At 45.1% G+C, this 14822-nt stretch carries 13 protein-coding genes and 1 tRNA gene; 10 read left to right on the plus strand and 4 right to left on the minus strand.

The window, feature by feature from the left end; genetic code table 11:
* Positions 1-248 precede the first annotated feature (248 nt).
* Entirely contained in the window at positions 249-1793 is a 1545-nt protein-coding gene (locus CHU92_RS03865; RefSeq protein WP_094412792.1) for a recombinase family protein, read from the plus strand.
* Here the strand turns inward: CHU92_RS03865 and CHU92_RS03870 are convergent.
* Together CHU92_RS03870 and rseP are read right to left on the minus strand one after the other, a co-directional pair.
* Positions 1756-1832, minus strand: a tRNA-Asn gene (locus CHU92_RS03870). The genes CHU92_RS03865 and CHU92_RS03870 overlap by 38 nt on opposite strands.
* Positions 1833-1993: 161 nt before the next feature.
* Positions 1994-3337, minus strand: coding sequence for an RIP metalloprotease RseP (rseP, locus tag CHU92_RS03875; RefSeq protein WP_094412794.1), 1344 nt, complete (start codon positions 3335-3337; stop codon positions 1994-1996).
* A 417-nt stretch (positions 3338-3754) separates the two neighbouring features.
* Between rseP and CHU92_RS03885 the strand changes: the two genes are divergently transcribed.
* The 4 genes from CHU92_RS03885 to CHU92_RS03900 all read left to right on the plus strand — a co-directional run bounded on the left by CHU92_RS03885 (position 3755) and on the right by CHU92_RS03900 (position 8192).
* Entirely contained in the window at positions 3755-4831 is a 1077-nt protein-coding gene (locus CHU92_RS03885) for an NADH:flavin oxidoreductase/NADH oxidase (RefSeq protein ID WP_094412815.1), read from the plus strand.
* 11 nt (positions 4832-4842) lie between these two features.
* Positions 4843-5793, plus strand: a complete 951-nt coding sequence (locus tag CHU92_RS03890) for an aldo/keto reductase (RefSeq protein WP_094412799.1) — start codon at positions 4843-4845, stop codon at positions 5791-5793.
* A gap of 43 nt (positions 5794-5836) precedes the next feature.
* On the plus strand, positions 5837-7060 hold the full coding sequence (locus CHU92_RS03895; RefSeq protein WP_243389552.1) for an MFS transporter: 1224 nt from the start codon (positions 5837-5839) through the stop codon (positions 7058-7060).
* A gap of 136 nt (positions 7061-7196) precedes the next feature.
* Positions 7197-8192, plus strand: a complete 996-nt coding sequence (locus CHU92_RS03900) for an aldo/keto reductase (RefSeq protein WP_094412801.1) — start codon at positions 7197-7199, stop codon at positions 8190-8192.
* An 84-nt stretch (positions 8193-8276) separates the two neighbouring features.
* On the opposite strand, the gene CHU92_RS15790 is transcribed toward CHU92_RS03900, so the two are convergent.
* Together CHU92_RS15790 and CHU92_RS03905 are read right to left on the minus strand one after the other, a co-directional pair.
* Positions 8277-8447, minus strand: coding sequence for a hypothetical protein (locus CHU92_RS15790; protein WP_165764581.1), 171 nt, complete (start codon positions 8445-8447; stop codon positions 8277-8279).
* Between the two features lie 13 nt (positions 8448-8460).
* Positions 8461-10386, minus strand: a complete 1926-nt coding sequence (locus tag CHU92_RS03905) for a M1 family aminopeptidase (protein ID WP_094412803.1) — start codon at positions 10384-10386, stop codon at positions 8461-8463.
* A 152-nt stretch (positions 10387-10538) separates the two neighbouring features.
* Here CHU92_RS03905 and serS point away from each other — a divergent pair, with 152 nt between their 5' ends.
* From serS to CHU92_RS03930, 5 genes are all read left to right on the plus strand, one after another.
* Positions 10539-11810 (plus strand): serine--tRNA ligase, encoded by a 1272-nt coding sequence (gene serS / locus CHU92_RS03910; protein ID WP_094412805.1) that lies wholly within the window; start codon positions 10539-10541, stop codon positions 11808-11810.
* Between the two features lie 143 nt (positions 11811-11953).
* Positions 11954-13732 (plus strand): tetratricopeptide repeat protein, encoded by a 1779-nt coding sequence (locus CHU92_RS03915; RefSeq protein WP_094412807.1) that lies wholly within the window; start codon positions 11954-11956, stop codon positions 13730-13732.
* 1 nt (position 13733) lies between these two features.
* A complete protein-coding gene (locus CHU92_RS03920) occupies positions 13734-14105 on the plus strand; it encodes a hypothetical protein (RefSeq protein WP_129583002.1) in 372 nt (123 codons plus the stop codon).
* Positions 14106-14177: 72 nt separating this feature from the next.
* A complete protein-coding gene (locus CHU92_RS03925; protein ID WP_094412811.1) occupies positions 14178-14501 on the plus strand; it encodes a DUF4286 family protein in 324 nt (107 codons plus the stop codon).
* A 3-nt stretch (positions 14502-14504) separates the two neighbouring features.
* Entirely contained in the window at positions 14505-14762 is a 258-nt protein-coding gene (locus CHU92_RS03930) for a hypothetical protein (RefSeq protein WP_094412813.1), read from the plus strand.
* The last annotated feature ends 60 nt before the right edge of the window (positions 14763-14822 follow it).

Below are 14822 nucleotides of genomic sequence, written 5' to 3' on the forward strand. Positions count from 1 at the left end.
TTAAAAACTAACCATTCTTTTTTTTATTGTTTAGGACGCTATTGATTCTCCGCCATAAAAAATTGGAATGAGTGCGGCTGAATTTATATGCTATCTAAAACCAGATGCAAACAAATTTTGAACCGTGATGGGGTTTTCTATTCTGATGAAGAAGTAGAAAACATTAGACAGGTTCTGTACCAAATCGCTGAACTATACTATCAGCAAAAATCAACAAATTAATATTAACAGTTAAAACAAAAACAAACATGAACACAATAATTTATACACGTGTTAGTACTGACGAGCAAGCCGAAAAAGGATTTAGTTTACGCCACCAGAAACAACTATTAACCACATACTGTGAGTTAAACAAACTTACTATTGCTAAGCATTATGAGGATGACTACTCAGCCAAAAACTTTGACCGCCCCGAATGGAAGAATTTAATGGAGTATGTTGCCAAAAATAGAAAGGCTGTAGATAAAATTTTATTTACCAAGTGGGACAGGTTCTCTAGGAACGCTGAACAAGCCCTTGCAGTCATAAGAAAGTTAACGGCTATGGGTATAGAGGTTAATTCTATAGAGCAGCCCTTAGACCTCACCAATCCTGATAATAAGGTGATGCTATCGATGTATCTCATACTGCCAGAGGTGGAGAACGATAAAATCTCGCAACGTACTAAAGATGGTATGAGGCGTGCCACGAAAGAAGGTTGTTTTCTTGCTAAGGCTCCCTATGGTTACAGTAATGGAAAGGTATTAGGGAAAACATCGGTTATTCCTAACGGTGATTCAGCAATCGTCTTAGCGGCTTATACAGAGGTTGCTAAAGGGGTTGAAGCTGTGGAGGTGATTAGGAAACGGTTTAAGACCGAACGTGGACTAACGCTTCAAAAGCAACAGTTCTATAATATGCTACGTAATAAGCTTTATTGTGGATGGATAGAAGTGCCTGAATTCAAGAAGGAGGCTGCATCAAAGCTGAAAGGAATACATGAGCCACTAGTAAGCCAGGAACTATTTGATAAAGTTCAGGATGTCCTAGACGGGCGTAAAAATATAGGGGCAAAACTGCCATCAACTGTAAATGAAAACTTCCCGTTAAAGGGAAGTTTAATTTGCCCCGTGTGTGAAAAACAAATCACCGCCAGTAAGAGCAAAGGGAATGGAGGACACTATGAATACTATCATTGTACAGCAAAATGTAAAGTGAGATATAAGAAAGAAGTGTTACATGAGAATGTAGCCCAAATGCTTACGAAAGTTTCATTGAACAAGAATGTTGCCGACCTTTATAAAGAGGTTTTAAGCGACTTAATTAGCCAAAGCGAAGATGACACTGCCAGAAGGAGAAAAGAGCTTGTAGGGGAGAAGGAATCGCTTGAAAAACTAGTTATTGATGCCGAAGACAGGTTGATGAAGAATGAACTTAAAGCGGAACTGTTTGATAGGATAACAACGAGGTATGAAGCATCTATTCGGGAGATTGAAGCTTCGATTGGACAACTCGAAAGAAATGACTTAAATCTGGGGAAATATGTTGAGGATTCGGTTAAATTACTGTGTGATATGGGCGGGTTGTTTAACCAACTGAAAGACAGTAAGAAGGGTGGTCTTTTACGAACTATTTTCCCTGAAAATCTGGTAGTGGAAAAAGAAGGTCTTCGAACCAATTCTACCAACACCGTTTTAGAGCTTTTGTCTAGAGAATACAGGGGTTTGGAAAAGGCTAAAATGAAAAAAGCCACTAAAAATAGTGGCTTTTCCAACGTGGCTCCCCCTCTTGGGCTCGAACCAAGGACCCTCTGATTAACAGTCAGATGCTCTAACCAGCTGAGCTAAGGAGGAAACTGTATAGTATGGATGTATTTTTCTAATCGGCGTCAGTGAAATTACAACTTTATTTTTAAGAACTTTTGCTTTGCCGGCATTGGTGCCTTTATAGCGGTGCAAATATAAAACCATTTTTATTTCCCGCAAACAAATTCACGAAAAATATTCTAAAATATTTATTTGCCCGTAATGGCCTTAAAAATGTCATTCCCATTGGCAAACAGCACCAGCGCTATAAGTATAAAGAAACCAGCCATCTGGGCATATTCCATAAATTTATCGCTGGGTTTGCGGCCGCTTACCCACTCAAACAGGAGGAACATAACATGGCCGCCGTCAAGCGCCGGGATAGGCAGTAAATTCATCACCCCAAGCATAATGGATAACAATGCGGTAATATTCCAGAAAGCTTCCCAGCTCCATGTATCAGGGAAAATGTCAAAAATGGCATAGAAACCTCCCACGCCTTTATAAGCGCCTGTACTTGGCGTAAATATAGCCTTAAGCTGCGTAAAGTACTTATTCAGCTCTTCGCCGCTTCTTTGAATCCCCGCAGGGAAAGCCTCAAAGAAAGAGTAAGATTTTTCGGTTACTTTGTAGTAGCCAAGCTTTTCCAGGTTAGGTATGGTAGGTATGGCAGGAGCAACTCCCATTTTACCCTCCTTGTTATAAGTAACCGTAACAGTTTGGGGTTTTTCATCGCGCAGCACAGTAACAGCCACTTTCTGGTTTTTCATCGCTGGCCCCAACGCGGTCACCTCATCATAATATTTTACCGGCTGGCCGTTAATGGCGGTAATAATATCGCCCTTCTTCAATATATCCTTGTTGACCGAATCGTCAGCCAGTCCGCCCACCACAAAAGGTATTCTGTACATAAAAAGCGGAACTTTCTTACCGTCGAGCATTTTGTTAATTACATCAACAGGCAGCTGTATCTCCTGCATCTGCCCGTTACGCTCAACCGTTACCGTGCGCGAAAAAATAGTGTTGTAGGATACATCAGCAAAATCTTCATAGGATTTGCCGTCAACGTTTACAATTTTGTCGCCGTTCTTAAAGCCCAGCTTTTCGCCTACAGGGTTGCTTACCCAAACCCCGTCCCTCAGGTCTTTGTTGGCAATATAGGTGTCACCGTAAACAAAGGCCATACCTATATAAATTAATACGGCCAGGATAAAGTTAACCGTAACGCCGCCCAGCATTATGATAAGCCTTTGCCAGGCCGGCTTGGAGCGGAATTCCCATGGCTTCGGCGGCTGCGCCATTTGTTCCTTGTCCATGCTCTCGTCAATCATCCCGGCAATTTTTACGTAGCCGCCCAGTGGCAGCCAGCCTATGCCGTAAACCGTTTCGCCTATCTTCTTTTTATAGAGTGAGAATTTCACGTCAAAGAACAGGTAGAATTTTTCAACTTTGGTTTTAAATATTTTAGCAGGGATAAAATGCCCCAGTTCGTGCAGTATGATTAATAAAGATAAACTCAATAAGAACTGGCCCAGTTTGACAGCTATTTCCATTATTTATTTTTAGATGCTAAGTTAACGCACAAAAATAGTGTTTTCTGATAACTTCAGCCTATTTTTTATCTACTTTACGCCTTACCGTTCCCTTTTGCTCCCGGCAATATAAGGAGCAGCCGGCTAAGCGCACTTTTGGCCGTGCCCGGTCCCGCTGTCCTCTCTATCTCCCCGCCGCAAAAGCTGGCGGCGGGGAGGATGCCGCTCCCATCGGGGCTAGGCCGCCACGTCGGCGCATACCAGGCCGCCATTTGGATTAACAGTACTTTTCCCTGTACGCGCCTGGCTGCCAAAGGCCATTCTTTTTTTAAAATGTTTGTTAATAATACGGCAGGCCGTTCCAAATTTGCCATTTGTAAGGTAACTTTACGGTTTTTAGGGCGCGGGTTACAGCTCCATCAAATAAAAATACAGCTTATGGCTTCACACTTATTTTCACTACTCCAGCTGAAAAGCATTATTCTCAAAAACCGTATTGTTATATCTCCCATGTGCCAGTATTCCGCTATTGACGGTTTTGCTAACGACTGGCACCTGGTGCACCTGGGCGCAAGGGCTATTGGCGGCGCGGCGCTCATCATACAGGAAGCTACCGCGGTTTCACCCGAAGGAAGGATCTCTCCCGGCGACCTCGGCATCTGGAGCGACGGGCATGTAGAAAAACTCAGGCAGATAACATCTTTTATCCTGCAGGAAAATGCTTTTCCGGGAATACAGCTGGCACATGCAGGCCGTAAGGGCAGCATAACCCCGCCGTGGCAGGGAAATATGAAACTGAGCCCCGAGCAGGGCGGCTGGCACACGGTGGCGCCAAGTGCCATACCGTATCATGCTAATGAGCCTTTGCCACCAGTAGCGCTTGATGGCGAAGGGATAAAGAAAGTAATTGGCGACTTCAGGGCTGCTGCCGGGCGTGCGCATGATGCCGGCTATAAAGTGCTCGAGATACATGCCGCACACGGCTACCTGCTACACCAGTTTCTGTCGCCGCTCACCAACAGGCGTACTGACAATTATGGCGGAAGTTTTGAAAACCGCGCCCGCCTGCTGCTCCAGGTGCTTGAGGCGGTACAGCAGGAGTGGCCCTCTAACCTGCCGCTGTTCGTGCGCATTTCAGGGACGGACTGGGCTGAGGGCGGATGGAATGTTGAAGAGTCAGTAGCACTGGCTAAAATATTGAAGCAAAAGGGTGTTGATGTTATTGACTGTTCATCGGGTGGGGTGGTATCCCATCAAAAAATACCTGTTGCCCCTAACTACCAGGTACCTATAGCAGGGCGTATTAAAATGGAGGCAGGCATTCATACCGGCGCTGTAGGGCTCATTACTGAAGCGGCCCAGGCGGAAGAGATTTTACAAAAAGGCCAGGCCGACCTGGTTTTCTTTGCCCGCGAATCGTTACGCGACCCTAACCTTGGGCTTAGCCTTGCGCATGAGCTGCACGAAAAGGCACATTGGCCCAGGCAATATGAAAGAGCTCAGTTAGAAGATTAAAAATTATAACAATGGAAAAAAAACAGTTAGGCAATACTGCCCTGTATGTTTACCCCATAACCTTTGGGGGGAATGTATTTGGGTGGACGATAGATGAAAAGCAGTCATTTGAAATACTTGATGCGTTTACGGGCGCAGGGTTCAACTTTATTGATACGGCCGATATGTATTCCCGCTGGGCGCAGGGCAATAGCGGCGGCGAATCAGAAACAATTATTGGCAACTGGATCAAAAAGAACAGGAACCGCGACAAGGTTATTATTGCCACTAAAGTGGGGAACGACATGGGTAATGGTAAAAAAGGACTGAAGAAAAAATACATATTGCAGGCTGCGGAAGATTCGCTGAAACGGCTGCAAACAGATTATATTGACCTGTACCAGACCCATTTTGATGATGAGACCACACCTATAGAGGAAACACTTGAAGCCTACCGGCAGCTGATACAGGAAGGGAAAGTGCGCCATATAGGCGCTTCAAACCTTACGCCGGAGAGGCTTAAGGAATCCCTGCAGGTAGCTTTCGAAACCGGGCTTCCCCCCTATGAAACCTTCCAGCCGCACTATAACCTGTATGAGCGTGAGAAATTTGAAAATGGGCTTGAACCTATATGTCTGGGCAACAACCTGGGCGTACTTAACTATTTCTCGCTGGCCAGCGGTTTCCTCACGGGTAAGTACAGGAGCGGGGCCGACCTTAATAAAAGCCAGCGTGGCGGGGGCGTGGCAAAATACCTTGATGAGCGCGGGTTTAAAATACTGGCTGCGCTTGATGAGGTTGCACAGCAGCTGAATACAACTCCTGCCACGGTAGCCCTGGCATGGCTTATCCACAGGCCGTCGGTTACTGCGCCAATAGTAAGCGCTACCAGCCTGGAGCAACTGGAAAGCATTATTGAAGCACCCGGCCTTGAAATTACAGCCCATGAGATTGAGCTGCTCACTCAGGAAAGTGCGTGGTGAAAGAACTGCAAAAGAGTAGTACAAAAAATAAAATTTACAGGAGTTGGAAGAGGAAGTTAAGGCAAGAAATAAACCCGCCTGTGCGGCTGCTTACCGTAAAGCCTATCGTGATGTTAAGGCCTCTTACCTTAACCGTGTAAGGTGGGCGGTAACCTTGTTTTATTTCGCTATGGGGCTTACTTTTTCCACATGGGCCAGCCGCATTTCTGATGTGCAGCTTGCGCTTAATCTTACCAAGGCCGATTTAGGGACTGTCCTCTTTGCGGTACCTTTCGGGCAGTTGTTTATCATGCCTTTTTCGGGTAAGCTGGCAGCGCGCTACGGCAGCCACCGCACTGTGGTTTTCGGGCTGATATTATACATATGCAGCCTTATAGGGCTGGGTGCCGCTACCCAGCGGTGGCATTTAATGATAGCCATGTTCTTTTTCGGCATTTTCAGCAACCTTACTAATATTTCGGTAAATACACAGGGCATTTATGCCGAAGGCCTTTTCAGGCGGGCCATTATGTCATCATTCCATGGCGCCTGGAGCACAGCGGGTTTTACGGGTGCCCTAATTGGTATTGGCATGATTGCCCTTGGCCTGTCGCCGTTTTACCACTTCCTTGCAGTGGCACTCGCCCTGTGGGGAATCATCTTTTTAAATTACGGCTACCTGGTCAGGGTAAAGATAAAGCCGGTGCGCAAGAGCCGCCGGAGGCTTTTTTCAAAACCCGACAGTGTGCTTTTGTGGCTGGGCATCATGGCTTTTTGCTGTATGCTAAGCGAAGGTATTATGTTCGACTGGAGTGTTATCTATTTTGAAGATGTAATTGGCGCTTCCGGCTCAGTTAAAGTTTTGGGCTATACCTGTTTTATGGTAATGATGGCGCTGGGACGTTTCTTTGGCGACAGGGTAATAAGGCGCGTAGGCCGTAAACGCGTGCTGCAGGTAAGCGGCTGCCTTATATCCGCCGGGCTTTACCTGGCGGTAGCGCTGCCTTATGTAACCACAGCAGCCATTGCCTTTATGATGGTAGGCATAGGGGTAAGTACTATAGTCCCTACTATCTTCAGCATTGCGGGCAGGCGGCCGGGTATTGCACCCAGCATTGCACTACAAACAGTTTCGAGCGTAAGTTTCCTGGGTTTTATGCTCGGCCCGCCCGTTATTGGGCATATTGCCGAAGCTACAGGGTTGCGTACTTCTTTCGCCATTATCGGCATATTCGGTTTCGGGATTACATTTTTAGTGTCAAGGATAAAAGCCATAGGCGATGCGTAAATCAACATTACAGCAGGATATAATTATCTACTATATATAATCTACACTACAAATAATCAATAATCAATAATCAATAATCAATAATCAATTATCAATTATCAATAATTAATAATCAATAATTAATAATCAATTATTTATGGAATACAGGAATATAGGGAATTCAGGGCTGCGGCTATCCGCCATAACTTTCGGCGCATGGGCTGCCGGTGGATGGATGTGGGGCGGCACTGAACGCAAGGATGCCGTGCGGGCCATCCGTGCCTCATTTGATGAAGGTGTTACTTCTATTGATACGGCGCCGATTTATGGCCAGGGCGACAGTGAGGAAATTGTTGCCGAAGCCATTGAGGGGCTGGGGCGTGACAAGGTGCAGATCATCACTAAGTTCGGTATGCGGTGGAATCTTGCAAAAGGAGATCTTGCCATGAAAAGCAGGAACAACCGCGGTGAAGCCATTGAAGTGTATAAGTATGCGGGCCGCGAGAGCATTATTAAAGAATGTAAGGACAGCCTGCGCAGGCTAAAGACTGACTACATTGACCTGTATCAGATACACTGGCCCGATAGCACCACGCCTATACAGGAAAGTATGGAAACAGTGGCAGAGCTTATAAAAGAAGGTAAAGTGCGCTATGCAGGCGTCTGCAACTATAACACCGGGCAGATGAAGGAAGCCGATAAATATGTTAACATCATATCGAACCAGGTGCCTTACAGCATGATAAAGAGGGAAATTGAAAAAACTGTTGTACCCTTTGCACTGGAAAATAATAAGTCGATCATTGCTTACAGCCCGCTCGAAAGAGGCCTTCTTACCGGTAAAATGCTGCCGGGACACCAGTTTGAAGAAGGTGACCACAGGGCAAACTTATATTATTTCAGGGATGAGAATTTAGAAAAAGTGAACAGTTTCCTCAACAGTATTAAACACCTGGCAGATGACAGGCAGGCCAGCCTGTCGCAGCTGGTGCTCCGCTGGACAATTGAGCAGCCCGGCATAACTATAGCACTTGCCGGCGCACGTAATGCCATACAATCGGTACAAAATGCCAAAGCCATTAATGTAAAGCTATACCCAGATGAAATTAATTTCATTACAGCAGAACTTAATAAGCTGGAGCTGGTGAGGTAACCATCCGTCCTTATTCCCAGAACAGTGCAGACATTACAATAACCGAAATGAACGCCAGTGCCATCTGGATATAGAATCGTTTATTTAATATGCCATTTTTTTATTCTCCCTTACCTTCGTTAGGAACAGCCCTGTGGCTATAAGTAACAGGACAAACGACACCAGGGTGGTGGCGGTTTTTTGCTGAGCATTATTAAAATGTAATAACGGCATCAGGAAAAGAAAAACTATTGCCGGATTGTTTGATTTTTTCATAATATCCGTTCTGTTATTCTTTTATAAATTCAAGCTGTGTAGTGCCTTTATCGGTTACCAGCGACAGGAAGTGCAGCCCGGAGGCCATGGCCGATACATCCCAGGTTGTTGTGGCACCGGTTTCCAGCACTTTTTGCCCAAGCACATTATAAAATGCGGCCTTTTGGAGGGTAATTCCTTCCGGCAGCTCCACATTAAGCAGGTTACCGGCAGGGTTAGGGAAAAGCTTCACCGCCTTTAGCCCTTCAAAGGCCTCTGTGCCCAGTGTTGCGGTGCTGTTGCGCGATATAATATTTTTTTCAGGGTCAAAAGCCAAGCCGGTTACGGTAAAAGGTACAGACACATTAAATTGCTGACCGCTAAAGGTATTTTCAAGTATTACTGTAAGCGTCTGGCCGCCGGTTCCGGTGAGCCGTACAGGTACAGGCATTTCAAAATAACTTACAGAAGGATGCGATTGTGTCTGGTTTATGGTAACTGTAGCCTGCCCGGGCGCCGTATTTTGGGCAGTTATGGTATAGGTAGGATAGCCTTGGTTGTACACCCAGTCATTAAAGAACCCTGTAAGGTCCATACCTGATACTGCTTCCAGGTGTGCCTTCAGGTCGGGTGTCTTAGCATAGCCAAAAGCCAGGTCCGGGTCGGCTAAAAAGTTCTTTAAGCCCTGGTAAAAGTTAGCGTTGCCCAGCTTATAGCGGAGCATGTGCGCCACCATAGCGCCTTTATTATAGCTCAGCCTGTTGCTGAATATCCTGTTTACGTTAGTGGTATCGGTATCCGTCAGGTAAACCGCGCCGCCCGTAGCCGATGTTATATTGTTTATTTTGTCAGCTTTCCAGTTTATAAAGCTGGCGTTGCCGTCTATGTTTTCCACTACCAGTCCTGAAAGGTATGTAGCAAATCCCTCATTAAGCCATATATCTTTCCAGGATCCGCAGGTGACCTTGTTGCCAAACCACTGGTGGGCCAGCTCATGGGCAATCAGCTCGCGTCCAAAACTCCCCATGAAGGACACAGTGGTGTGTTCCATACCCCCGCCAAAACCACACTGGGCGTGGCCGTATTTTTCTGTATGATAAGGGTAAGCTTCAAAAAGCTGCTCAAAAAGGTTCATGATTGGCAGTGTCTGTGCCAGCTGGGTTTGCACCGAAGACTGTGTTTCCGGATAAATATAGTTTACAACCGGGAAAGTATTGGGCGCGGTGCCGGCAGTCTGTGTAAAAATACTATAGTTGGTAACCGCTATGGCTACCAGGTAGGCCGGTATGGGAAAATTATGTTCATAATGCGTGGTTTTGGTGCCGTTGCTGTTGGCCACCTGGCTTACCTGCAGGCCATTGGCCACACTTACATAAGCCGAAGGCGCCGTGATATGTATGTCAACCGTACTGATTTTATCATTAAGGTCTTGCTTGCATGGCCACCAGTCTTTTGCCCCGTAAGGTTGTGAAAGTGTCCATAATATAGGCGTACCGTTGTGTGTAGCTGTAACAAAAGCCTGTTGTGATGTCGGTGGCGCACCGGAGTATGTTACGGCAACGGTGGCCTGTACACCTGTATTTTGTAGGGCCGGCAACGTTATTACCAGCTCATCATTGCTGTTTTGCGTAAAAGCCAGGCTGTTACCGTTTTGAGTTACCGAAGATACCGTTAGCTGGTTATCCAGGTCAAAGGTAAGGGTATTCATCGGTGACTTGGCTATGTATGTGGTGGTAATGGTGCCACTGATAAACTGAACAGACGGATTAACAGTAAGGTTGAGGTCCTGGTGTATCACGTCATAATTCCCCGTATTGAGATTAGCCCTGAAAGTGGTGAGCGCAGAAGCTGATTTCCTTTCAGCCTCAACGAGCCGCGCGAAATCATTATTAGCGTGGTTTTGGGCAGCCGCAAAAGCTGTATATAGCAACAAAGCTGTTATTTTAGCAAATGTCTTCATAAGAATTATAAAAATTTTTCAAATATAATAAGAATTTCCTGTATTTTGTTAAGATAAAAAGTTAAAGCGGGCCGTGTCAAACTTTAGGAGTACAGCAAATACTTAATTGAAACAATTCATTAAATTTGCTGACGTTTTTAAAATAGAAAACCATGTTACAGACAGCATATATCAGAGAAAACAGAGAAAAAGTAATTGCGGCGCTTGCCAAAAGGAACCTTGATGCCGCCCCGCTGGTAGACGATGTGATTTCGCTTGATGAAAAAAGGAGGGCAACACAGGCGGAGCTTGATACTGTTTTATCAGAATCGAACAAGCTGTCGCGCGACATAGGTGAGCTTATGAAAGCCGGCGAAAAGGCTAAAGCGGCTATTTTAAAAGAAAAAACTACACAGTTTAAGGAAAAAGGGAAAGAGCTTTCGGAAAGGCTCGCTACAGTAACTGAGGCGCTTACCCAGGCGCTTTATAAGCTGCCGAACACCCCTGCGGATATAGTGCCCGAAGGAAAATCAGCCGATGATAACATTACTGTTTTTGAGGAAGGCGCCATACCTGTGCTGCATGAAGGGGCGCTGCCGCACTGGGAGCTTGCCAAAAAATATGACCTGATTGATTTTGAGCTGGGCGTAAAGATAACCGGTGCAGGTTTTCCGGTTTATAAAGGCAAAGGCGCAAGGCTCCAGAGGGCGCTTATAACTTATTTTCTTGACAGGAACACTGAGGCAGGTTATGAAGAATACCAGGTGCCGCACCTTGTCAATGAAGCGTCAGGCTACGGTACCGGGCAGCTTCCTGATAAGGAAGGGCAGATGTACCATGTGGGTATTGACGACCTCTACCTGATACCAACAGCAGAGGTACCGGTAACCAACCTTTTCCGCGATGTGATAATTGAAGAAAAAGACCTCCCGGTGCTGTGTACCGGCTATACGCCCTGTTTCCGCAGGGAGGCAGGTTCATACGGGGCGCATGTGCGCGGGCTTAACCGGCTGCACCAGTTTGATAAGGTGGAGATAGTGCGTATTGAACATCCTGATACATCGTATGCCGCGCTTGATGAAATGGTAGAGCATGTTAAAACCCTGTTGCAGGAACTTAAGCTGCCTTACCGCATACTGCGCCTATGTGGCGGTGATATGGGCTTTGCCTCGGCACTTACGTATGATTTTGAAGTATTTTCAACGGCTCAGGACCGCTGGCTTGAAATAAGTTCTGTATCAAATTTTGAAACTTTCCAGTCGCAAAGGCTCAAGCTGCGTTTCAGGGACAGGGACGGAAAAAACCACCTGGCACATACGCTTAACGGCTCATCGCTGGCATTGCCAAGGGTACTGGCCGGGATACTTGAAAATTACCAGACTCCTGAAGGGATAGTGGTGCCCGAAGTTTTGCGCCCGTACACCGGTTTTGATATAATAAATTAGTAAATTTGCTATGGGTGTGACGGAACGCGGATGACGCGGATTGCACAGATTATGGCAGATTTTCAAAGCTATATATGCCGGAACAGATTTCAAATATTCGCCCCGTCAGTGTCATCCGCGTTCCATAATACATCTGTCAGCAAATGAAAAAGATACTTTCCATAATAATCCTGTTCCTGTCGCTGTCCGTTTTTGCGCAAAACGAACAGCTGGCCCAGAACTATTTTGAAAAAGGCGAATTTGAAAAAGCGCTGGTAATATACCAGGAACTCGATAAAAATTCGTTTGCCAACGCTTGGTACATTCAGCGTATTGCCGCCTGCTACCAGCAAATGCAGCAGTATGACAAAGCTGAAAAGTACCTTACAGAAAAGATGGCAAAGGTGAAACAGCCCTTTTTGTATGTGGAGCTTGGCTATAATTACCAGCTGAAAAAAGACCAGGCCAAAGCTGACAGGAATTATAAGGCAGCTATTGATGAGGTAGCCCAAAATCCGGGCAATGTATTTACGGTTGCCAATGCCTTTGAGCAGAAAGTGCTTGTGCCACAGGCGCTGCAGGCTTATGAAGTGGCACAGGCGGCCAACAAAAGCATGAACTTTGATTACCAGATGGCGTTACTGCAGGGGCAGCTGGGCAATATTGGCCTTATGATAGAAAAACTACTGTCATACGCCTATAACAACCAGCAGAACCTGCCCATAGTGCAAAACCAGCTTGTAAGGTTCATGAACGAAGAGTCACAGGAAACCTTTAATGATGCCCTGCGTAAGGCGCTTTTGGTGCAAACACAAAAAACACAGGACATTTTCTGGAACCAGTTCCTCAGCTGGTTTTTTGTGCAGCAAAGGGATTACGGCAAAGCTTTTATACAGGAAAAAGCCATCTTTAAGCGCGACCCCGAAAAATTTTCAAACATAGTTAACCTGGCACTTATGGCAGCTGAAGCCGGCGAGGATGCTACTGCCAAAGAAATATTCGGTTTTATACTGCAAAACACTACAGATACCGAACTGCTGATAAAAACCCATGCCGAGATATTGGAGATAGACATAAAGAATGCACAGGAAAAAGATTATCCGGCCCTGAAGCAGCGTATGGAAGCATTGCTGCAGCAATACGGCACCAACACAAACTCACTGGAACTGCAGCTTCAGCTGGCCCGCTTTGAGGCTTTTAAACTGAAAAATACCAAAGGCGCCATTGCCATGCTGAACAACACGCTTACGCTTCAGCTCGGTAAATACCAGGTAGCGGAAGTTAAAATGCTGCTGGCCGATATTTTACTGCTGGATGAAAAATACAACCAGGCTATTATATACTTTGCACAGGTAGAAGAAGACCTGAAGAACGATGCGGTGGGGCACCAGGCAAGTTTCAGGGTGGCACGGTCAAGCTATTATAAAGGAGATTTTGAGTGGGCACAAAAACAGCTTAAAGTACTGAAGTCATCGGTGTCGCAGCTCATAGCCAATGATGCGCTGGAGCTTTTCCTGCTCATTACTGATAATACTGTTGAAGACAGCACGCAGACAGCGCTTAAAAAATTTGCCAAAGCTGATTTTAAGCTCTACCAGGACAAAAAAGAGGAAGCGCTGGCCGCCTTTAAAGATATTCTGGCGAACGACAAAACAGAAAGCATACAGGATGTTACCCAGTACCGCATAGGCCGGATATATGAGGGCATGGGCCGGTATGACCTGGCATTACAGTATTATTCCCAGATAATTGATAAATACGCAGAAGGGATTTACATTGATGAGGCGCTGTACTTTTCGGCAGAGATATATAACAAAAAGCTGAATGACCCTGAAAAGGCCAAGCCGCTTTATGAAAAAGTGATCTTTAATCATGAGGACAGCATATACTTTGTAGAGGCCAGGAAACAGTTCCGGCAGCTGCGCGGTGATAACGCGAGTTAATATGTCGAGAGACTTTGACATATTTTATATTGCATGGTGGATAACGGCACTGCTATTTATAGTGCCATTTTTCATTGTTGGAATTCGGAAAAATCTATATCGTGCATTTTCTTATCATATTTTAGCTGCAACATTTTCTAAAATCGCTGTAGTATATGGTGCAATGTGTATAGTAGCATTAGTTCTCTTGGCAGGGTCTTATGCACTTGCTGACTCCGTTGTATGGTATAGGGAAGTTTTAATAGGCGGTGGGTATATGTTTATAATGGCGTTCTACCTGTTTATACTAAGTACAATAGTTTTCTTTTATCCTGCACTACTGATTCTTACAGTTTTGTATTATGTATCGGGTAAATGGCGAGACTCCAGATAATTTACCACAGATATAACTTAATTTATTAAGTCTCTTCTGTATATTTGTTCGAAACAACAACAACTAAAAGATATGATAATTTACAATGTAACCAGCAATGTAGACGACAGCATCCACGACCGGTGGATGGCCTGGATGATGGAAGACCACATACCCAAAATCATGGAAACGGGCAAGTTCTACAAAATCAAAATAGTTAAAGTACTAGGCGACCACCACCAGCCCGGCACCACTACTTATTCGGTACAATATACTGCCGACAGCCGCGAAAAACTGGAGGAATATTATAAAGAACATTCCCCCCAGCTGCGTGCCGAAGCAAGGGAACTATTTGGCGAAAGTGTATTGCAGTTCCGCACCGAACTTGAAATTGTACAGGAGTTTAAGATGATATAATCTATGAATGTAAGGAAGGTATTATTTAAAGTTCTTTTGCTAGTACCGGATGAATATAAATCTAACAGGCAATATACTAATGCAAAAGAGTTCATAGAGCATTATGAACCAGAACTGGCTTTAGAATCATTTATAGAACTTGTAGACGAAACAGAAGGATCATTTTCAAATGAGTTTTGGCTAGGTTTAATTGAAGCTGCAGAAAAGATGCATCTTAATAATAAAATTCATTATCTGAAAGGTATGCTACAAAGTAATTAAATTGAAGTGGTTCAAACTTATTTGTTAAATAAAAAAGGGTTGACGAAATTTGTGTTGCAA

Source organism: Flavobacterium cyanobacteriorum, from assembly GCF_002251835.1.
Classification (GTDB): domain Bacteria; phylum Bacteroidota; class Bacteroidia; order Flavobacteriales; family Flavobacteriaceae; genus Flavobacterium; species Flavobacterium cyanobacteriorum.

Bases quoted from the DNA above. Each gene is read 5' to 3' on its own strand.
- CHU92_RS03865 (WP_094412792.1), top strand. From the start codon at position 249: ATGAACACAATAATTTATACACGTGTTAGTACTGACGAGCAAGCCGAA.
- rseP (WP_094412794.1), bottom strand. From the start codon at position 3,337: ATGGAAATAGCTGTCAAACTGGGCCAGTTCTTATTGAGTTTATCTTTA.
- CHU92_RS03885 (WP_094412815.1), top strand. From the start codon at position 3,755: ATGGCTTCACACTTATTTTCACTACTCCAGCTGAAAAGCATTATTCTC.
- CHU92_RS03890 (WP_094412799.1), top strand. From the start codon at position 4,843: ATGGAAAAAAAACAGTTAGGCAATACTGCCCTGTATGTTTACCCCATA.
- CHU92_RS03900 (WP_094412801.1), top strand. From the start codon at position 7,197: ATGGAATACAGGAATATAGGGAATTCAGGGCTGCGGCTATCCGCCATA.
- CHU92_RS15790 (WP_165764581.1), bottom strand. From the start codon at position 8,447: ATGAAAAAATCAAACAATCCGGCAATAGTTTTTCTTTTCCTGATGCCG.
- CHU92_RS03905 (WP_094412803.1), bottom strand. From the start codon at position 10,386: ATGAAGACATTTGCTAAAATAACAGCTTTGTTGCTATATACAGCTTTT.
- serS (WP_094412805.1), top strand. From the start codon at position 10,539: ATGTTACAGACAGCATATATCAGAGAAAACAGAGAAAAAGTAATTGCG.
- CHU92_RS03915 (WP_094412807.1), top strand. From the start codon at position 11,954: ATGAAAAAGATACTTTCCATAATAATCCTGTTCCTGTCGCTGTCCGTT.
- CHU92_RS03920 (WP_129583002.1), top strand. From the start codon at position 13,734: ATGTCGAGAGACTTTGACATATTTTATATTGCATGGTGGATAACGGCA.
- CHU92_RS03925 (WP_094412811.1), top strand. From the start codon at position 14,178: ATGATAATTTACAATGTAACCAGCAATGTAGACGACAGCATCCACGAC.
- CHU92_RS03930 (WP_094412813.1), top strand. From the start codon at position 14,505: ATGAATGTAAGGAAGGTATTATTTAAAGTTCTTTTGCTAGTACCGGAT.